This is a genomic window from Gramella sp. MAR_2010_147, assembly GCF_900105135.1.
Taxonomy (GTDB): Bacteria; Bacteroidota; Bacteroidia; order Flavobacteriales; family Flavobacteriaceae; genus Christiangramia.
The window spans coordinates 286,117-306,417 of record NZ_LT629741.1 but is presented as its reverse complement, the minus strand read 5'-3'; the positions used below and the strand labels follow the sequence as shown (position 1 = coordinate 306,417).

Annotated in this window: 19 protein-coding genes; 9 read left to right on the top strand and 10 right to left on the bottom strand. The window is 37.2% G+C overall.

Features of this window, described 5'->3' with window-relative positions:
- Positions 1 to 152 precede the first annotated feature (152 nt).
- Together BLT95_RS01405 and BLT95_RS01400 are read left to right on the top strand one after the other, a co-directional pair.
- Positions 153 to 2,552, top strand: coding sequence for an alpha-ketoacid dehydrogenase subunit alpha/beta (locus tag BLT95_RS01405; RefSeq protein WP_089666813.1), 2,400 nt, complete (start codon positions 153 to 155; stop codon positions 2,550 to 2,552).
- A 137-nt stretch (positions 2,553 to 2,689) separates the two neighbouring features.
- Positions 2,690 to 3,562 (top strand): alpha/beta hydrolase, encoded by an 873-nt coding sequence (locus BLT95_RS01400; RefSeq protein ID WP_089664290.1) that lies wholly within the window; start codon positions 2,690 to 2,692, stop codon positions 3,560 to 3,562.
- Between the two features lie 44 nt (positions 3,563 to 3,606).
- Here the strand turns inward: BLT95_RS01400 and BLT95_RS01395 are convergent, their stop codons facing one another.
- Positions 3,607 to 4,446 (bottom strand): 1,4-dihydroxy-2-naphthoyl-CoA synthase, encoded by an 840-nt coding sequence (locus tag BLT95_RS01395; RefSeq protein ID WP_089664289.1) that lies wholly within the window; start codon positions 4,444 to 4,446, stop codon positions 3,607 to 3,609.
- 99 nt (positions 4,447 to 4,545) lie between these two features.
- Complete coding sequence (locus tag BLT95_RS01390; protein ID WP_231896390.1) at positions 4,546 to 4,953, bottom strand: DUF2059 domain-containing protein; 408 nt, start codon at positions 4,951 to 4,953, stop codon at positions 4,546 to 4,548.
- A 154-nt stretch (positions 4,954 to 5,107) separates the two neighbouring features.
- Here BLT95_RS01390 and BLT95_RS01385 point away from each other — a divergent pair, with 154 nt between their 5' ends.
- Positions 5,108 to 5,554 (top strand): hypothetical protein, encoded by a 447-nt coding sequence (locus BLT95_RS01385; protein WP_089664287.1) that lies wholly within the window; start codon positions 5,108 to 5,110, stop codon positions 5,552 to 5,554.
- On the opposite strand, the gene BLT95_RS01380 is transcribed toward BLT95_RS01385, so the two are convergent.
- The 5 genes from BLT95_RS01380 to BLT95_RS01360 form a co-directional block, all read right to left on the bottom strand.
- On the bottom strand, positions 5,551 to 6,396 hold the full coding sequence (locus BLT95_RS01380; RefSeq protein WP_089664286.1) for a S1-like domain-containing RNA-binding protein: 846 nt from the start codon (positions 6,394 to 6,396) through the stop codon (positions 5,551 to 5,553). The genes BLT95_RS01385 and BLT95_RS01380 overlap by 4 nt on opposite strands.
- Positions 6,397 to 6,494: 98 nt before the next feature.
- Positions 6,495 to 6,839, bottom strand: a complete 345-nt coding sequence (locus BLT95_RS01375; RefSeq protein ID WP_089664285.1) for a DUF2853 family protein — start codon at positions 6,837 to 6,839, stop codon at positions 6,495 to 6,497.
- A 69-nt stretch (positions 6,840 to 6,908) separates the two neighbouring features.
- A complete protein-coding gene (menD, locus tag BLT95_RS01370; RefSeq protein WP_089664284.1) occupies positions 6,909 to 8,642 on the bottom strand; it encodes a 2-succinyl-5-enolpyruvyl-6-hydroxy-3-cyclohexene-1-carboxylic-acid synthase in 1,734 nt (577 codons plus the stop codon).
- A 50-nt stretch (positions 8,643 to 8,692) separates the two neighbouring features.
- Positions 8,693 to 9,838 (bottom strand): chorismate-binding protein, encoded by a 1,146-nt coding sequence (locus BLT95_RS01365; RefSeq protein WP_231896389.1) that lies wholly within the window; start codon positions 9,836 to 9,838, stop codon positions 8,693 to 8,695.
- Positions 9,838 to 10,260, bottom strand: a complete 423-nt coding sequence (locus BLT95_RS01360; RefSeq protein WP_089664282.1) for a hotdog fold thioesterase — start codon at positions 10,258 to 10,260, stop codon at positions 9,838 to 9,840. Before BLT95_RS01360 ends, BLT95_RS01365 begins: the two co-directional genes overlap by 1 nt.
- 48 nt (positions 10,261 to 10,308) lie before the next feature.
- Between BLT95_RS01360 and BLT95_RS01355 the strand changes: the two genes are divergently transcribed.
- Together BLT95_RS01355 and BLT95_RS01350 are read left to right on the top strand one after the other, a co-directional pair.
- Positions 10,309 to 10,944 (top strand): esterase, encoded by a 636-nt coding sequence (locus BLT95_RS01355; RefSeq protein WP_089664281.1) that lies wholly within the window; start codon positions 10,309 to 10,311, stop codon positions 10,942 to 10,944.
- Positions 10,945 to 11,034: 90 nt separating this feature from the next.
- On the top strand, positions 11,035 to 12,291 hold the full coding sequence (locus tag BLT95_RS01350) for an Nramp family divalent metal transporter (RefSeq protein ID WP_089664280.1): 1,257 nt from the start codon (positions 11,035 to 11,037) through the stop codon (positions 12,289 to 12,291).
- A 223-nt stretch (positions 12,292 to 12,514) separates the two neighbouring features.
- Here the strand turns inward: BLT95_RS01350 and BLT95_RS01345 are convergent, their stop codons facing one another.
- Complete coding sequence (locus tag BLT95_RS01345; RefSeq protein ID WP_089664279.1) at positions 12,515 to 13,147, bottom strand: hypothetical protein; 633 nt, start codon at positions 13,145 to 13,147, stop codon at positions 12,515 to 12,517.
- Between the two features lie 302 nt (positions 13,148 to 13,449).
- Positions 13,450 to 15,375, bottom strand: a complete 1,926-nt coding sequence (dnaK, locus tag BLT95_RS01340; protein ID WP_089664278.1) for a molecular chaperone DnaK — start codon at positions 15,373 to 15,375, stop codon at positions 13,450 to 13,452.
- Between the two features lie 214 nt (positions 15,376 to 15,589).
- On the opposite strand from dnaK, the gene BLT95_RS01335 reads away from it, so the two are divergent.
- From BLT95_RS01335 to BLT95_RS01325, 3 genes are all read left to right on the top strand, one after another.
- Entirely contained in the window at positions 15,590 to 17,023 is a 1,434-nt protein-coding gene (locus BLT95_RS01335) for an L-serine ammonia-lyase (RefSeq protein ID WP_089664277.1), read from the top strand.
- A gap of 14 nt (positions 17,024 to 17,037) precedes the next feature.
- A complete protein-coding gene (locus BLT95_RS01330; protein WP_089664276.1) occupies positions 17,038 to 17,727 on the top strand; it encodes a CPBP family glutamic-type intramembrane protease in 690 nt (229 codons plus the stop codon).
- A 144-nt stretch (positions 17,728 to 17,871) separates the two neighbouring features.
- On the top strand, positions 17,872 to 18,906 hold the full coding sequence (locus tag BLT95_RS01325; RefSeq protein WP_089664275.1) for a formylglycine-generating enzyme family protein: 1,035 nt from the start codon (positions 17,872 to 17,874) through the stop codon (positions 18,904 to 18,906).
- Here the strand turns inward: BLT95_RS01325 and BLT95_RS01320 are convergent.
- Positions 18,903 to 19,361, bottom strand: a complete 459-nt coding sequence (locus tag BLT95_RS01320; RefSeq protein ID WP_157717997.1) for a nuclear transport factor 2 family protein — start codon at positions 19,359 to 19,361, stop codon at positions 18,903 to 18,905. The two genes, BLT95_RS01325 and BLT95_RS01320, sit on opposite strands and share 4 nt — an antisense overlap.
- A 64-nt stretch (positions 19,362 to 19,425) precedes the next feature.
- Here BLT95_RS01320 and panB point away from each other — a divergent pair, with 64 nt between their 5' ends.
- Positions 19,426 to 20,244, top strand: a complete 819-nt coding sequence (panB, locus tag BLT95_RS01315; RefSeq protein ID WP_089664273.1) for a 3-methyl-2-oxobutanoate hydroxymethyltransferase — start codon at positions 19,426 to 19,428, stop codon at positions 20,242 to 20,244.
- Positions 20,245 to 20,301 lie beyond the last annotated feature (57 nt).

Sequence of the window (20,301 nt, the reverse complement as noted above, 5' to 3'; positions counted from 1 at the left end):
ATTATCAACGAATTCTTAAGAACGAAGCCATTGTTTCTAAAATAAATAATAAATATGAGTTAAAATTGCATTATTATCAATTTTAGCTCGAATATTTGAATTGTATTTAATCATAGTTTTCGCTACATTTGTTACCATTCAAAATAATGTTCATGCAAAGCGAAACACAAACTGAAAACTCAATTTCATTTGATGAATTCAAATCTCAGGTTCTGGAAGATTACAAAACTGCTGTAACCAGTAGAGAATGTAGTTTATTAGGCCGTAGAGAAGTACTTACCGGAAAGGCGAAATTTGGAATTTTTGGAGATGGAAAGGAAGTACCCCAGCTAGCAATGGCCAAAGCCTTTAAGAATGGAGATTTTAGATCTGGTTATTATAGGGATCAAACCTTCATGATGGCGATAGGCGAACTTACCCCGGAACAACTTTTTGCCGGTTTATATGCCGATACCAATATAAAGAATGAACCAATGTCTGGAGGTCGCCAGATGGGCGGTCATTTTATGACTCATAGTCTGGATGAAAATGGCGATTGGAAAAATTTGTTGGAGCAGAAAAACTCCAGTTCTGACATTTCTCCTACTGCCGGGCAAATGCCTCGTTTATTAGGCCTGGCACAGGCTTCCAAGATTTATAGAAATGTAGAGGGCATTAAAGCTGATAAATTTTCTGATAACGGAAATGAAATTGCCTGGGGAACTATTGGAAATGCCAGTACCAGTGAAGGCCATTTCTGGGAAACTATAAATGCCGCCGGCGTATTGCAAGTTCCTATGGTTATGAATGTATGGGATGATGAATACGGTATTTCAGTTCATGCAAGACATCAGACTACTAAAGAAAACATCTCTGAAATCTTAAAAGGTTTTCAAAGAGATGAAAATAATAAGGGCTATGAAATCATGGTGGTAGAAGGCTGGAATTATCCTGCTCTTGTAGACACTTATGAAAAAGCTGCTGAAATTGCCCGAAAAGAACACTGCCCTGTACTAATTCATGTAATCGAATTAACACAGCCTCAGGGACATTCTACTTCGGGATCTCATGAGAGATATAAATCTGAAGAAAGATTAAAGTGGGAAAAAGAGCATGATTGTAATCTGAAATTCAGGGAATGGATGATTGAAAATGATTTTGCTACTTCAGATCAATTAGATGAACTGGAGAAAAAGATCAAAAAAGAGGTAAGAGCTGCCAAGCATGAGGCCTGGACGGCTTATTTAAAGCCAAATCTTACTAAACAAAAAGAGTTAGTTAAACTACTTGAAGATGCTGCCAACGCAAGTTCTAACGCTAATTTTATAAAATCCTTAAAAAAGGAAGTTTCAGGCAATAAAGAGCCCTTTAAAAAAGATATGGTCTCTGCTGCTAGAAAAACGCTTCGATACTTAATTGGAGAAGATAGTGATGCAAAAACGGCGATCATCAACTGGCTACAGGATTTTTCTGAACAGGCTTATGATGATTACTCTTCTTATTTATATAAAAAAGAAAATACCCAAACTGAAATTCAGCCAACTTTTGATGATGATTCAGAAGAAGTAGATGCAAGAATTATTTTGAGGGATAATTTTGATGCAATATTTAGCAAATATCCTGAAACCTTAATTTTCGGTGAAGATTCCGGTGAGATCGGTGATGTGAATCAGGGACTTGAGGGAATGCAAAAGAAATACGGCAAATTCAGGGTTTCAGATACCGGTATTAGAGAGGCCACTATTTTAGGACAGGGAATTGGAATGTCCATGCGTGGTTTAAGACCAATTGCTGAAATTCAATATCTGGATTATGTGATGTATTGTCTTCAGGGAATGAGTGATGATCTTGCCACAGTACATTACAGAACAAAAGGTAAACAAAAAGCGCCTCTAATCGTTAGAACCAGGGGTCATAGACTGGAAGGTATCTGGCACAGTGGATCGCAAATGGGAGGTTTTCTAAACCTTCTTAGGGGTATGTATGTGCTTGTACCCAGAAATATGACCAAAGCGGCAGGTTTTTATAACAATTTATTAGAACTGGACACCCCGGCAATGGTTATTGAATGTCTTAACGGATATAGGTTAAAGGAAAAGCTTCCAACTAACTTAGGAGAGCTTAAAACGCCTATTGGAGTTACAGAGACTGTTAAAGAAGGTAGCGATATTACTTTGGTTTCTTATGGTTCTACTTTGAGAATTGTTGAAGAGGTCGCTAAAGAATTAAATGAAGTTGATATTGATGCCGAAGTAATTGATATACAGTCATTACTTCCATTCGATGTTAATCATGATATCGTGAAAAGTGTAGAAAAAACCAACCGATTATTGGTGATAGATGAAGATGTTCCTGGTGGGGCTTCTGCATATATTTTACAAAAAATTCTTGACGAACAGAATGCTTATAGATTTTTAGACAGCAAACCACAAACACTTGCTGCTAAAGAACATAGACCTGCGTACGGAACTGATGGAGACTATTTCTCGAAACCATCTGCAGAAGATATTTTTGAAAAAGTTTATGCTATTATGCATGAATCGAATCCTTCTAAATACCCTAAACTAAGATAAAAAGATAATTATCACATATAATATAAGCCGCGAACTCATTCGCGGCTTTTTTATTTATTTTAACCATACCTTATAATTATCTTCTGAACTAACACTAAGTAAAATCGTAGCTTTAGTTTCATCTCAAATAGAAATATATGGCTAAGGATATTCAGAGTATCATCGATCAACATGAAAGATCAGGAAAGTATTTAGAGGTAAATGGCGTAAAGACATTTGCTCTGGATAAAGGAAGTGGTGAAGTTGTCCTTTGCATACACGGAGTGCCTACCTCTTCCTATTTATACCGGAAAGTTATCGACGCCCTAACTCAAAAAGGATTCCGTGGAGTTTCTGTAGACCTTCCCGGACTTGGCCTGGCAGACAGGCCGGAGGATTTTGATTATGACTTTGATAATTTTTCAAATTTTCTAACAAAGGCCTTAAAGAAACTTGATATAGATAAATTTCACCTGGTAGTGCATGATATAGGTGCACCCATAGGATTTGCCCTCGCAGCCCGAAATCTTGAAAAAGTACAATCTCTAACCATTTTAAATTCCATGATCAATATTCAGAATTTTAAGAAGCCGCTGGTGATGAGGCCATTTGAAAAGAAAATACTTGGTGAAGCAGAATTGAAAACCATAACACACACCACCTGGCCAATCATGTTTTCTCAAATGGGAGTAAATGACGCTTCTAAAATTCCTTCAGCTGAAATTAAAGCTTATGTAGATCTTTTAAAAAGGGGCGATAATGGAAAAGCTTTTCTCAAAATCATGAGAAATTTTAATCAGACTGAGGAATTCCAGGCATTGATTCTAAAGGCTTTGAAAAATGTAGATTATCCTATTCAAACCATTTGGGGAGAAGATGATCCGGCTTTGGATTATAAGACTTACCGTAAAGAAATTGAGAAGTATACAGATTCCCGGGAAACCCATTTATTATCCTCCCGTCATTTTTTACAGGAGGAAGTATATGAAGAAATCGCAGAAAAGATCGCTAGCCTGGCTCGTAAAGTTTAGCTAGGACAAACGCATATACAGTACACAGCACTCAGTACTGAATCTTAAGGGATCCATTTTTTCTCAAAATCAGGCTTTCTTTTTTCCAGAAAAGCATCCCTGCCTTCTTTTGCTTCATCGGTCATATATGCCAACCTAGTCACTTCACCAGCGAATACCTGTTGTCCCACCATTCCGTCATCAGTCATGTTCATGGCAAATTTCAACATCTTTATAGAAGTAGGAGATTTTTCCATGATTTCCTGTGCCCATTCATATGCAGTATCTTCCAGTTCATCGTGAGGGATCACAGCATTTACCATACCCATTTCATAAGCTTCCTGAGCAGAATAATTTCTACCTAAAAAGAATATTTCCCTGGCTTTCTTCTGCCCTACCATTTTTGCTAAATATGCCGAGCCGTAGCCTGCATCAAAGCTGGTTACATCAGCATCAGTTTGCTTGAATATCGCGTGCTCTTTACTGGCAAGCGTAAGGTCACATACCACATGAAGACTGTGACCGCCTCCAACTGCCCAGCCCGGCACCACGCAAATAACCGCTTTCGGCATAAAGCGTATCAACCGCTGAACTTCAAGAATATTTAATCTATGGTAACCATCCTCACCTACATAGCCTTGATGTCCTCTCGCCTTTTGATCTCCCCCACTACAAAATGCCCATTTACCATCTTTAGTAGATGGACCTTCTCCTGAAAGTAAAACTGCTCCAATGGAAGTATCTTCATGGGCGTTATGAAATGCGTCCAGAAGTTCTGAAGTGGTCTTAGGTCTAAATGCATTTCTTACATCTGGTCGGTTAAAAGCGATTCTTGCAACACCCTTAAACTTCTTATAAGTGATATCTTCGTATTCTTTTACTGTTTCCCATTGAATTTTAGACATGATGATTATTTTGAGTAAAAATAGAATTTTCCATTGATTTCGGAAAGAAGAATAAAAAAAGCCTGCTATCAAAAGCAGGCATTACAAATAGGGTAAATATTATTGCTTCATATATTTAGCCATTAAGGGCTGAAGCTCCATGCCCCAGGCCTGGCCTATTTCCATTCCTTTTTTAGTAAGTTCAGGAGTTACTGCCACCATTTTCTTACCTACTGGTGTGGCATAAAAATCCAGGATTTTATCCAGCTCTTCTTCAGTAAAACTTTCAGTATATACAGCCGCCATTTTTGTATAAAGTCCCTCAGTACTTTCAGCAAGTTCTTTTTTGAAAGCATCACGATTTTCTTCAGGAACCATTTCAATAATAGGTTCCGTCATGATATCAAACTGCTGTCCTGCGGTTAATTTGATAAGCTTCACTGCTTTTGCCTCAAAAGTATCTGCTTCCTGAGCGAATGAAGTCAAACTGATCGCAAGAATACTTAAGGTGAAAATAATTTTTTTCATATTTGAATTTGAATTGAATAATTTATCCACGAAAATAAACGTTTTTAAGTTTTAGAAATTAAGACACGGATATTTTTTTGAAGAATAACTTAATTTCTGAAATCAAATTATGTAGAATTGCATTGTTTTTGATGTAGATTCAAAAAACCATTAAATGAAATTCCGGTTACTCATATTGCTTCTATTTATTGGATCTTTTGTCCAGGCTCAGGAATACTGGGATCGTGAAGATTTTGAAATTAGCAACAGGAGTATAGATAACACCTGGAGGGAGTTCAGTTTTAACTGGCAAACACAGTCAAAATTTAATCTTCCCGACGGTTCTTTCCTGCATTTAAAAGATCACATTCAGGATGATCAGATAGATATGCTGGCAGCGATCAATAAAATGAATAAAAACCGTGTACAGCGAGAGGTAGATCTTGGTTCCCCACTTCCTCAGCAAAAAAAAGAAAAGAAAATTTTCGAAATATCCGGGGATGTTAGAACCAGGGATCGAGACGACATTTTCATGAATCCCTACTATCCTGCTTTTCTAAACACCTATAATCAACGTGGCTTTGGTACGAGAAGATATACCTCACCCTATAATTACAATTAATTATCCTGGTCTTCCTTTAAAAGAATTCCATCGTCTCTGATTTCAATAAGACGTTGCTTATATAGCGTCCCGATTGCTTTTTTAAAACTCTTTTTACTCATCTGGAGCCTGCTTTTAATATCTTCTGGAGCAGATTTATCAGTTAGATCCAAAAAGCCACCGGCATCCTTTAATTTATCCAAAATTTTCTGGGCATTCGGTTCAATACTCCTATATCCAGGTCTTTGAAGAGTAATATCTATCTTATTATCCTCCCGTATTTTTTTAATGAAACCTCTTAGTTCATCACCAATTTTTAAAGTTTTAAAAACCTCATCATGATAGATCAAACCCAGGTGTAATTGATTTATAATTACATTAAAACCAAGATCGGTATGGTTACTCACCAGTAAATTCACCTCTTCAAAAGGTTTCACCGTTAATACAGAATTATCCAAGAAAGAATGCACTTTTGAAGATGCGGCCAGCCTTTCAGTTTCCAGATCCAGGTAGCAGAAAACAAGATATTGTTCTCCTTTTTGCATAGGAATTACCTGCTCTTTAAAAGGCACAAAAAGGTGTTTCTCCAGTCCCCAATCAAGAAAAGCTCCAAATTTACTTACCTCAACACATTTAAGATTTTCAAATTGGTCACGCTTTATTTTTGGTTTTAGCGTGGTCGCTACCGGTCTTTCCTCGTGATCAAGATATACGAAAACATTAATTTTATCATGAACCATCCAGGTTTCGGGAACATATTTATTGGGAAGTAACACTTCATCCCCTTCATCATTTTCAAGATAAATACCGTGATCGGTCTCCCTGATAATTATTAGTTCGTGAAATTCACCTATTTGGATCATAGCATAAAATTTAGCACACAAAGATACTGTTAATCGTATATAAAAAAATCCGTTTTAAGGAATATCCCCAAAACGGATTGAATTTCTTCATATTCCTATTAATCGAATAAACTTTCTTTCTTAAAATGCTTTGTAAGTAGGTAGTATACCACTACCCTATATTTGTTTCTGTTAGATTTTCCATATTTCTCCAATACCTGATTTACTGCCTCATTTGCCTTTCCTTCATCGGTAACACCAAGCTTTTTCATGATGAAATTTTTCTTAACGGTCTCCACTTCAGATTCGCTGGAAGAAGATACGGTTTCAGCATCGGCATTATAAATACTGGGGCCTGCGGCTTGTGCAATTTTCCTGATAAGATCAACATCTGGATTATCTTCTCCAATCTTAGACCTTACATCGTCTATATACTTACCTACTTTTTCATCAAGTTTACTCATAATTATAGTTTTTTAGTTTTTCCAATTGTAATATAGTAATTATGAATTTTAAGAAAGATAAGATGATGTTTAAGATTTCATAAAATTGAAATATTCTAAGAGAACTTCATCGTTTAGCTTTCTAGGGGTAAAAATCTCCAGAAGTTTTGGTTTTCCTGTTTCTGAATAAAATTCTTGCATTGCAGATTGAATTTCTTCTTCAGAATTTGCTTTCGAATACTCAAAATTATAAAGCTCACAAAGTGGCTCCGCTTTTAGATCATGTGTGGTTTCAAAGTACCTCTCGAAATTTTCCGTATTCTTTTTTCCCGGAAGTATTCTGAAAATTCCACCGCCATGATTATTCAGCACGATAATCCTGAAACTGGAAGGAATATAATTGTTCCATAAAGCATTGCTATCGTAGAAAAAGCTAAGATCGCCTGTAATAACCGTTACTGGCTCCTTAGTGCTCACTGCAGCTCCTACAGCGGTAGAAACACTTCCATCGATGCCACTGGTGCCACGATTACAAAACATTTTCAAATTCTTATCCCATTGAAATAACTGGGCGTATCGTATGGTAGAACTATTCCCGAAATATAGAATTGAATTTTGAGGAATTTTCTGATAAATTTCCTGTACAGCCTTAAGATCTGAATATGGAATTTCAGCCATGTATTCCTGATGTCTTTGCTGTCTTTTCTCTTTGATATTTTTCCAGAAAGCTCCATAATTACTATCTGTGGTTTTAGTCAACGGAAAGAATTCAGAAAAAAATGAATTTACATCAGTTTCAAAATGTTTATTTAAACAGAAAAAGGTGTTATACGCTTTTTTAGAATCTATATGCCAGTGATGTTTCGGACTGTAATTTCGTAGAAAGGATTTGATCTTTTTCGAAACGATCATTCCGCCAAAAGTCAATAGAATGTCCGGCTGGAGTTTTTCAAATAATTCCTGTTTGTTTTCATCTTTTTCAATAGGTCCGATTAAAGTGTCTATCCTGGTGAAAAATTGATCCTGGTGTAGATTAGAGGTAGTTTCGGTTAAAACGATCACACTGGGATCATCTGCAAGTTTTTTTAGAAACTCTTGTTCCACGGCATCTGGCTGAGCCACGCCTACGATCACCATTATTCGTTCGGCTCTATTCCATTCATCAGCATAATTCTGAAGCTGATTTTTGGAATAATGCCTTTCTTTGATCTCCGGGAATATTTGTAAAGGATTCACTTCAATATTTTCGACGGTATCATAAAGAGGTTCATAAAAAGGAACATTGATATGCACAGGTCCTTTCTCCTCGATTGCCTTATTCAAAGCAAGGTTAATCTCCCGTTCATTATGTTTTCGTGCTTCAAATTGTTTCTGCTGAAGTTTAGTATCCTCAGTTTCATTCTCCAACACCAATTCCGAATATAGGTTAGCAGAATAAAGAATGTGATTTTCAAATACGTTCTTTTGCCTGATCGTTTGTCCGTCACCAATATCAATTCGTTCCACGGGCCTATCAGCAGATATAATAACTAAGGGAATATCACTATAAAAAGCTTCCGCAATGGCCGGGTAATAATTTAAAAGCGCAGACCCTGAAGTACATACCAAAGCCACGGGCTTCTTTAATTGCTGTGCCATTCCCAGGGCAAAAAAAGCAGCACAACGCTCATCCACGATGCTGTAAGGAGTTATATCGTCATGATGGGTGAAACCAATGGTTAGCGGTGCATTCCTGGAACCTGGAGAAATCACAACATGTTTGATATCTTTGGCCACACATAACGCAACCACCGAGCGGGCAACGGGAATTTTTGAATACTTCATAGATTCCCAAAATTACAATTTAACAGTAATTTGAAAGATAATTTTGAAGCTTATTTAACAAGAACCGCTTTCATGGTCTGGGATTTGTTCACAGTTTCCATCCACTCATCTGCTGCGTTTGAATCTTTAGTAATTCCACCGCCTACAAAAATTCTGGCATTTCCATCCTTCAACTTCATACACCTTAAATTCACGAATAGATCAGTTTTTGTAGAAATGGCGGCAAATTGTTGATTTTCCTGATTTCTTCGGTTGGAATTTCTCTTGTTTTCTGTCTTCATATTCAGTTCTCCGAGATACCCCGAATAGAACTCCCTATTATAATCTTCTTGCTCTAAAATAAAGCTAAGGGCTTTTTGTTTGGGTAGTCCACAAACCGCAGGAGTTGGATGTAAGGTTTTCACCAGATTGTCCAGATCATCAAGGCTATCTAATTTTCCTGAGATATCGGTACAAATATGCAATAAACTACCGGCCTTTGCTGAATATGGGTTCGTGGCATTTATATTGTTTACTCCCCTGGTTTTTTGAAGGGACTTCAGAATATAATCGGTAACGAATTCCTGTTCTTCTATTTCTTTTTTTTCCCACTCCACCTCTATTTCACCTTTAAAAATTTGAGTTCCCGCCAATGCCATTGTTTTGAAACGGTTTCGCTCTACATTCAAAAGTGTTTCAGGAGTTGCGCCCAGCCAGTAACCGGTTTCAGGATGAAACCACACATAAACAAAAGCTTGTGGATATTTATTCAGGAGATTCTTAAAAATCCTGATGGGATCTGGATCATATAACTGAACTCGCTCAAATCTGGACAATACCACTTTTTGCATGTCTCCTTCCTTTATCGCATTGATGCCCTTTTGAACCAGATTTTCATGAACTTTCTGGTCCTCCTCCATATACTCAAAATCTATGGTTGAAGAAAACTCATTAAGCCTGTCATCTAAAATCGTTTCGGCTGGGTATTGGAATTCAAAACAACTAGAATGATCTGTTGGGATTAAATAAGAATTAGCTTCCGAATTAAATGGAGCGAATACGAATCCGCTTTCAGAAAGATCTTTTGTTTTATGAGAAAATTTATCATTCTGCATTAAGGCTTTTACCTTGTTAGAACCGGGTTTTCTATAAACCACAAATGGATTATTATCCTGTAAATGTGCTTTTAATTCCTGAAAAAAATCATCCTGCTCCATTATTTTTCTTGTTTTGGAAGTGCAATAGTGGTAAGTTTTACGATAGAAATAAGATTCGCCGCCTCATCTGTAATCCTGATCTCAAATAACTGGGTAGTCCTACCTTTATGAACAAAAGTGGCTTTTGCAAAAACCCAGCCTTCTTTAATACTTTTCAAATGATTTGCAGAAATTTCAATTCCACGAACAAAATATTTATCGGTGTCCAGGAAAACATAACTGGCCATGCTGCCAACACTCTCTGCCAGAGCTACACTTGCGCCCCCATGTAAAACTCCATCCGGTTGGTGCACTCTGGAATTTACCGGCATTTTAGCCACCAAATAATCGTCGCCAATTTCAGTAAATTCTATTTCAAGAGTTTCCATCAGCGTATTTTCACATACTTTTTTTGAAAGCTCTAGCAGTTCTTCCTTCGTCATCGTTTAAAAGATTGGTTACTTTGTAAAAGTACAAAACAGCAAAGAACCATGAGCAAAGAGAAAAGTGTTTCTTATTCAATATCCAACACCTATTCAACCTTAAATCAGAAAACCCATAAGACTAAGAACGTGTGGCTGGTTTTTCACGGAATTGGTTATTTAAGCCGGTATTTCCTGAAGTACTTTAAGCATTTGAATGCAGATGAAAATTATATCATCGCCCCTCAGGCTCAGTCTAAATATTATTTGAATGGCGAATACCGGCATGTAGGTTCTTCATGGCTTACGAAGGAAAATACCGAAACGGAAATTGAGAATATGCTGAAGTATCTTGATGCAGTTTTTGAAGCTGAAAACTTATTTGAAGTAGAAAATTTGAATATTCTGGGATACTCACAAGGAGTTTCAGTAGCCACCAGATTCGTGGCCAGAAGAAAAATTGAGTGTAAGAATTTGATCATGCATTCCGGGAAAGTTCCGCAGGAATTAGAGACAGAAGATTTTAAATTCCTGGATAACACCCATTTTACTTTTATATACGGAACAGAGGATAAATATCTGGAAAATGGAATTATCAAAGTAGAAGAAAAGAGACTGCACAATTTATTTCCTAATAATTTAAGAATTGAAAGTTTTAAAGGCGGGCATGAAGTAAATACTGAATTGATCTCAAAATTTGCTTAATTTGATCCTATCATGTCATCCTGAACTTGTTTTCAGGATCTTATCATTTGAAAACTGAAACAAGTTTAGCTTGACGCATAATAACCATTAATGAATAACAAATCTAAAAGCTCCATTTTAAAAACTTTAGGCCCCGGATTTCTTTTAGCCGGAGCAGCCATCGGCGTTTCTCACCTGGTTCAGGCTACCCGTGCAGGCGCAGATTATGGTTTTTTACTATTATGGGTTTTAATACTTGCCTGCATTACCAAATATCCATTTTTAGAATTTGGACCACGTTATGCCGCTGGAACAGGCAATCATTTAATTACAGGATATAAAAAACTGGGTAAATTCCCTTACTGGACTTTCATACTGATCACCGTTGGAAGTATGTTCATTATTCAGGCAGCGGTCACTATCGTAACCGCTGGTCTTGCTGAAAAATTATTCGGGATGGGCTGGTCTACGTTTACCTGGAGTTTTATCATTATTGGTATTTGTATAGCACTACTTTTAATCGGGAAATATCCCGCACTCGACAAAACTATGAAAGCCATTGTAAGCCTTCTTGGAATAGCGACTTTACTGGCTGTGATTTTAGCTTTCGGAGATGGCAGACTGGGAAATGCTATAGCCATAGAAACACCTGATATCTGGAATAAAGTAGGAATTGCGTTTATCATCTCATTTATGGGTTGGATGCCTATTCCGCTTGATGCTTCTGTATGGCATTCTATCTGGACCAAAGAAAAAGCAATTGGAAATAAAAAGAAAACTACTTTAAAAGAAGCTTTTTTTGATTTTAATGTCGGTTATTTCGCTGCGGCTATTATCGGACTTCTGTTCTTTTTAATGGGAGCTTTGATCATGTTTGGAAGCGAAATGAATTTTTCGGGAAACACGGTTGAATTTTCAGGGCAATTAATAGATCTCTACGGAAAAACTTTGGGAGACTGGAGTAAACCTTTAATTGGTATTGCAGCCTTTATTGCCATGCTTTCCACTACTCTTGCAGTAACCGATGCATTTCCCAGAGTGATTTCGGAAGTTTTTTCCGAAGAAAAATCTGAATGGGGAAAAGAAGAAAAGTGGAATAGCTATAAATTGAATGTTTTTATTATTCCCATACTTTCACTGCTCATATTATTTTTTTTCACAGCTTCCTTTACGGTTTTGATTGATTTAGCTACTGCTTTATCTTTTCTTTCAGCACCCTTTCTGGCCTGGTTTAATTATAAACTGGTTACGTGTAATGATCTTAAAAAGGCAGACAGGCCAGGTAAAGTTTACCGTATATTCAGTTTAATCTGTTTTGTGATATTAATTGGCTTTAATGTTGTTTATATCTATACACTCTTTAATTAAGTAATTTTCATGGTCATTTCATTTTTCGGAAATGACCAGTGTATCATCCAGCTGAACTTGTTTCAGCTTTTCATCAGATCCTGAATCAAATTCAGGATGATGTAATAGCCCATAAAAAAGCCTCGCATTTCTGCGAGACTTTAAACATTTATTACGATTCGATATTTTGCAGATCCTCGCCCTAATCGGGATAAGTTTAATCAAATCTTATTCTTATTATAGATTACACACAGGAATTTTCATCAACAGAAAACACTTCTTCTTTAAGCACTTCAATCTCGCCATTAGATTTGATTAAAAGATGATATCTATTACTTTGAACAGGAGTACAATAACTAACTGTCTTTAATACAATAAGTTCAAAGTTAGAATTCACCTCTTTAATAGCACCAGCATCGATATCGTTAATTCGAAAGTAATAATCATTCGCCCGGACCCAAAGTAAAGCTTCGTCTTTTGTATTTATATCACCTAGAAATTGAAGTAATTCAGCTTTGGAACCTACCAAATGATTTTGACCATCAGCCTGATATTTTAAATAAAAAAAACATAATCCCGGAAGGCAACTGGGTGCAAAACCAAATTCTGGTTTTAAATTTCTAAATTCCTCCTGGCATAATTCTTCTTCAGCATCAACACATATCACTCCGTTTTGCACTATTATCTCTTCATCAAAATCATCACGGCCCTTTACTAATGCATAATTAAGCTCCCAATAACTAGTTTCTACTTCGGGATTGAGATCATCAAAAGGATATTTTTCAGAAATTGGTTCAAATCCATCGGTAGTGATGGAATCATCAGTACTACAAGAAACTAAAAAAATTAATGCAGAAATAAATATTACCTTCTTCATACTGACAGTTTATTAAAAGATACAGAAACTACGAAATAGTTGCGTAATATAAATAAATAGAGCGTAACCAATTAATGAGTGGGCTTTATGGTTTGCTCAGATTTCAAACTGAATTTTAGAGATTACTTGCTTCGCTCAAAATAAGCTATTCTCTATATTTTACTGGAACAAAACTTTTGGCTAAAAAAAAAAGCACGACCCAATTAGATCGTGCTTTTACTTTATTTAGATTTGTAAAGATCCCTCGCTATGCTCGGGATAAGCGATTCAGAACATCTTGTTTTACAAGATATGTTCGCTGCTTACTTTACTTCTTCAAAATCTACATCTTCTACATCATCTCCACTCTTGGCGTCTCCACCTTCAGCTCCGGTTGCACCTTGTTGTGGTCCACCTGGCTGTCCGTTTGCTCCACCCTGAGCTTCTGCCTGCGCTTTATACATCTCTTCTGAAGCTGTTTTCCATGCTTCATTGATCTTATCTAAAGCTGGAGTGATTTGATCAAGCTCTTTAGTTTCGTAAGCTTTCTTCAACTCTTCCAAAGCATCTTCAATTGGCTTTTTCTTATCATCAGATAATTTATCACCAAATTCTTTCAACTGCTTTTCAGTCTGGAAGATCATTGCATCAGCTTCATTCAGCTTATCAACTTTCTCTTTTGCCTGCTTATCTGCATCAGCATTTGCTTCAGCCTCTTTCTTCATTTTCTCGATTTCCTCTTCGGTTAATCCTGAAGAAGCTTCGATACGAATATCCTGAGACTTACCAGTTGCCTTATCTGTAGCGCTTACTTTAATGATACCGTTGGCATCAATATCAAAAGTCACTTCAATTTGAGGAGTTCCTCTTGGCGCTGGCGGAATTCCGTCTAAGTGGAATCTACCAATAGTCTTATTATCTGTCGCCATTGGACGCTCTCCCTGTAGCACGTGGATCTCCACTGAAGGCTGATTATCTGCCGCTGTAGAGAATGTCTGTGACTTCTTAGTTGGAATCGTCGTGTTAGACTCGATCAGCTTCGTGTTCACTCCTCCCATCGTTTCAATACCTAGAGAAAGTGGAGTTACATCAAGAAGTAATACATCTTTAACATCTCCTGTAAGTACACCACCTTGAATAGCTGCTCCAATTGCAACAACCTCATCCGGGTTTACACCTTTAGAAGGTTTCTTTCCGAAGAATGCTTCAACTTCTTCCTGGATCTTAGGAATACGGGTTGAACCACCTACAAGAATCACTTCATCGATATCACTTTTTGAAAGACCTGCGTCACTAAGTGCTTTTTTCACCGGCTCCATAGATCTTGTTACTAATTCCGCAGCTAACTGCTCGAATTTAGAACGAGAAATTGTTTCTACAAGGTGTTTTGGTCCGCTTGAAGTAGCAGTTACGTATGGAAGGTTAATTTCTGTTTGAGAAGAAGAAGACAACTCGATCTTCGCTTTCTCTGCAGCTTCCTTCAAACGTTGAAGTGCCATAGGATCTTTTCTAAGATCAATATCTTCAGCTTTTTTGAAGTTATCTGCAAGGTAATCTATTAATACTTCATCAAAATCATCACCACCAAGATGCGTATCACCATTAGTAGATAACACTTCAAATACACCATCTCCTAATTCAAGAATAGAAATATCGAAAGTACCACCACCAAGGTCATACACCGCGATCTTCTGATCCTGAGATTTTTTATCCAATCCATAAGCCAATGCCGCAGCAGTAGGCTCGTTAATTATTCTTCTAACTTTAAGACCTGCGATCTCTCCAGCTTCTTTTGTTGCGTGACGCTGAGAGTCATTAAAATATGCAGGTACGGTAATTACCGCCTCGGTTACATCCTGTCCAAGATAATCTTCAGCAGTTTTCTTCATTTTCTGAAGTACCATAGCAGAAAGTTCCTGTGGAGTATAAAGACGCCCGTCTATTTCTACACGAGGAGTATCATTATCACCTTTTTTTACAGTATAAGGTACTCTTCCTGCTTCCTTTGAAGATTCAGAATACTTATTTCCCATAAATCTCTTTATGGAAGAAATAGTCTTAGTTGGGTTTGTTACTGCCTGACGTTTTGCAGGATCACCCACTTTTATTTCGCCACCTTCTACGAATGCGATCACAGAGGGTGTAGTTCTTTTTCCTTCAGCATTAGGTATCACCGTTGGCTCGCTACCTTCCATTACGGCTACGCAGGAGTTTGTGGTACCCAAGTCAATTCCAATTACTTTACTCATAACTATATAACTTGTTTTTTACGTTAGTTTATCATTTTTACACTCACAGAAAGTCAATCATTATGCCAGCGAGAATCTTCTGACAGGTTGTCACTTTTTTCAAACACCTTGTCATTAGTCTGTTTTCATCATCCACTATAACGATATAATTTTCGTGATTTTTCATGCGCAGCATTGACAATTCCTTATTTTTGTCTTCAAATTTATATTCTGAATGCGAAAAATTGAATGCATTAGTGTTTTTGACATGCTAAAGGTGGGTGTGGGTCCTTCCAGTTCACATACTTTGGGTCCCTGGAGAGCTGCACAGCGTTGGATAGACGAACTGAAGAAAAAAGATCGTTTTGATCATGTTGAAAAAATTCACGTAGATCTTTATGGTTCTTTAAGTCTTACCGGAAAAGGCCATGCTACAGATATCGCTACCGTTCTCGGTTTATTAGGACATGATCCAGTAACTATGGATATTTCTATTATTGAATCTGAAATTGAAAGAATTAAAGATACAGGTAAGTTATTACTGAACGGAGAAAAGGAAATAGACTTCAACTTTATTGATGATGTAAAATTCAATAGAAAATTTCTAGAATTTCATCCTAACGGAATGACTTTTAGAACTTCCTTGAAAAATGGCAAAACAACCTCTTCTTCATTTTATTCTATCGGTGGTGGTTTTGTGGTTAAGAAGGAACGAAAGAATGCCAGTAAGAAAATGAAAAATTTCCAGGAGTTTCCTTTTCCTGTTGAAAAAGCTACAGAATTGCTTCAGTATTGTAAAGCTGAAAACAAGCCTATTTCAGAAATTGTTCTGGAAAACGAACGTTCGTTACGAACTGATGAGCAAATTGAGGCTAATTTCAGACAAATCTGGGATACCATGCTGGAATCTATGTATATAGGTTGTCATACGGAAGGTACCCTCCCAGGAGGTTTAAATGTCAAGCGACGTGCGTTTGAAATGCATCAGCGTTTGATTGGCGAAACGGCTTATACCAATGTTGAAGACTGGATCCCGGCCATTAGACAAACAGAAGTAAAATTTCGCCAGATACTAAAATGGGTTAGCTGTTTCGCACTAAGCGTAAACGAAGTGAATGCATCTCTGGGAAGGGTAGTAACTGCTCCAACCAATGGAAGTGCAGGAACAGTTCCCGCGGTGATGATGTATTATATGACTATTGAAAATCACGAGGCTACTTTTGAAGATATGAAACGATTTATGCTCGTAGCCGGAGAAATAGGAAGTCTTTTTAAGAAGGGAGCCACGATTTCGGCTGCTATGGGGGGGTGCCAGGCAGAAATTGGTGTTTCTTCAGCAATGGCTGCCGGAGGGCTCACCGAATTACTTGGTGGTACCCCCGAGCAGGTTTTAATGGCCAGTGAAATTGCCATGGAACATCATCTTGGACTAACTTGTGATCCTATAGCCGGACTGGTTCAGGTGCCCTGTATTGAGCGAAATGCCATGGGAGCCATCAAAGCTATCAATGCTGCCGAAATTGCTTTAGAGAGTGATGCAACTAAAGCGAAAGTTCCGCTGGATAAAGTAATTGAAACCATGTGGGATACGGCGAAGGATATGAACAAGAAATACAAGGAAACTTCTGAAGGGGGGCTTGCTGTAAAGGTGAACTTAAGTGACTGTTAAAACAGCTTGAAAATTTGAATGTACTTGGGGATAACAATCTTGAACTTAAAGTAAAGAATCTAATTAGGAATTTTGCTTTAATGATCTTGTGTTATTTTCTCTTCTTTGCAGTTTTACAAATACTTAATGTATTAATTTTTGATCTCGATCTTCAAAAATATAACCAGAGTGACATTCTGGAGACTCTCAAAAACAGTCCTTTAAAATTTATATTTCTGGCCGCTATTGCAGCACCTGTGATAGAGGAAAGTATTTTTAGAAGTGTTCTAAAACCAGATGCCACTAGTTTAAAGATCTTTATTTGTGCAATTCTTTACATTATTGGTTTAATCCTTATTCCCGAAGAATCACATTGGACTTTAAAGTATATTTTGCTCCTGGGAGTCCTCTCTTTAATTTATTATGCTTTAGGAGAACTTATTCCGGCCAAACTATATAGAAAAACCTGCTATTGGTTTCATAGATATTATCTCATAATATGGATTCTGGGCGCGATTCTATTCGGCTTTGTACATATTTATAATTATGTAGAAACTTTCCAGTTAGACCTGGTATTATTCCTTATGATCTTCCCGAGAATTATAGCCGGCTTTTTCTTCGGAAAAATAAAACTGGAGAACAAAGGAATGATCTGGCCTATTTTAATGCATAGTATGAACAATTCATTGGTTTTGATCATTATTCTCCCTTTCACTTTCTCTTAAATCAAAATTTTTAAAGAAACTTATGATCATTTAATAAGTATCAAAGTGATATGCAATGAATCTTAAACAGATAACTTATCTGATTTATAAGCGTTCATAAACCGGATAATTTATCATTATATTTGAAACTTAATATTCAGATAAATGCCATTGAATTTTAAGTCTTTTCTTATCCTCTTTTCGAGTTTTTTTATTCTGATGTCCTGTAATGAAAAGAAACGATCAGAGCCGGTTCAGGTAGTTGAACAAAAACCGGAGATCGATACCGGTGACTATCATGAAAATTACCTAAGAGAGATTTCTTTTATAAAAACACGTTCAGATTCTGCTTCAACAGAAGGGATGATAAAACTGGAAGGCGGAAACTATATGATGGGCGGCACCAGTTCGCAAGCCAGACCAGACGAATTTCCTCGTCATAAAGAAAATATTAGGCAGATCTGGGTAGATGAAACCGAAGTCACCAATGCGCAATTTAAAGAGTTCGTAGATGAAACTGGCTATGTCACCACTGCAGAGCGTTCCTTCGAAATAAAAGGAAAAAAGTATGAAGCCGGAGCTCTGGTTTTTGATCCTTATAATCCTGAATGGTGGTGGAAATTCGTGAAAGGTGCCAACTGGAAAAATCCAACAGGTCCTGAGAGTACGATTAAGGGAAAAGACACCTATCCTGTAGTGCAGGTTTCATGGTACGATGCTATGGCCTATGCTAAATGGGCAGGAAAAAGGTTGCCAACCGAGGCTGAATATGAATATTTCAACCGGGCCGGAAATGACACTTTAATCTATCACTGGGGTAATGAATTTGAAAAAGCTCCGGAAATGGTGAATTTTTTTCAGGGCAATTTCCCAAAGCAGAATTCTGTTAAAGACAAATTTGAGAGGAAAGCTTCGGTAAAAAGCTTTCCGCCTAATCCATTCGGTCTCTATGAAACATCTGGTAATGTATGGGAATGGTGCCTGGACACTTATTATCCCGATGCTTATTCTAAAATTGATAAAAGAACAGATGGTTATTTTAAAGATTTCGTCAATATGCAACAACAAAAAGTGATTCGTGGCGGGTCTTTTCTTTGCAGTGAAAGTTATTGTACAGGATACAGAAATTCAGCTAGAATGAGCTCTGCACCAGATACAGGTTTAGAACATACCGGTTTTAGATGCGTTAAAGATATTTAATTGCAATCTTTCTTGGTTCGAGTATCTATTAAATATACAATTTTCCATTCCCCATCGAATTTTACCAGTTGAAAACTGTTTACTCCGCAATGAGAAAAATTGCCATTATAATAAAACGAATACGGAGTTGTAACAGTGGCGAGTAAGCCATTTTCCTCTATCTTGAATTCATGTAGTTCTTCCTTAAAAGGGACTTCTGAGGGGATCGAAGCAATACCCTTGATGAATTTTGAAAAAACTTCTGAAGTAATTTTAGTATTTCCATCAGTGTCTGTAGATACCGACTGGAGCTTCATTCCATCAACAGCAAAACTTTTCAATTTTACCGTATCCTGCTCGTGAAAAGCTTTAAAGAAATCCTCTACTAATTTTTTAGGAGTGTTCAAAGAATCTTCAGTTTGAGAAAATGCAGTCATATTAAGTAAAAGAATAGCCGCAAAAATTATTTTTTTCATGAGGAAGTAGTTTTGAATGTGGGACACGAATTTACTACTTTTACTCAAATTAAAATCTGAATAAATGTCTGTTGCAAAAAAGGAATACAAGCGTATCACTGTAAAGTCTCTGGTAGACATGAAATCTAATGGTGAAAAAATAAGCATGCTTACGGCCTACGATTTCACGATGGCTCAAATTGTTGATGGCGCAGGAATAGATGTAATCCTTGTTGGTGACTCTGCTAGTAATGTGATGGCGGGACATGAAACAACTTTACCTATCACTTTAGACCAGATGATCTACCATGCCACCAGCGTGGTAAGAGCTATCAATCGAGCACTGGTAGTAGTAGACCTTCCTTTTGGAAGTTATCAAAGCGACCCGAAAGAAGCCTTAAGATCGGCAATAAGAATCATGAAAGAAAGTGGCGGACACGCGGTAAAACTGGAAGGCGGGAAGGAAGTTAAGGAAAGTGTTAAACGTATTCTTCATGCCGGGATTCCGGTAATGGGACATTTAGGACTTACCCCACAATCTATTTATAAATTTGGAACTTATACGGTTAGAGCCAAGCAGGAAGAAGAGGCAGATAAGTTAAAATCTGATGCTATAATGCTTGAAAAAATGGGCTGTTTTGCTATAGTCCTGGAAAAAGTACCTGCAGATCTTGCCAGGGAAGTTGCTGAAAGTATAACTATTCCCGTAATTGGTATTGGAGCTGGTAACGGTGTGGATGGCCAGGTTCTGGTGGTTCACGATATGCTAGGAATGACACATGAATTTAACCCCAGGTTTTTAAGGCGTTATGCAGATCTTCATGGAGAAATGACTAAAGCTTTCCAGAACTACAGGGACGATGTAAAAAGCAAGGCTTTTCCATCAGACGATGAGCAGTATTAAATTAGAAGGAACAAAAATTCTAATTCAGCATGAGAGAATTTAAAAAATACTTCTAAA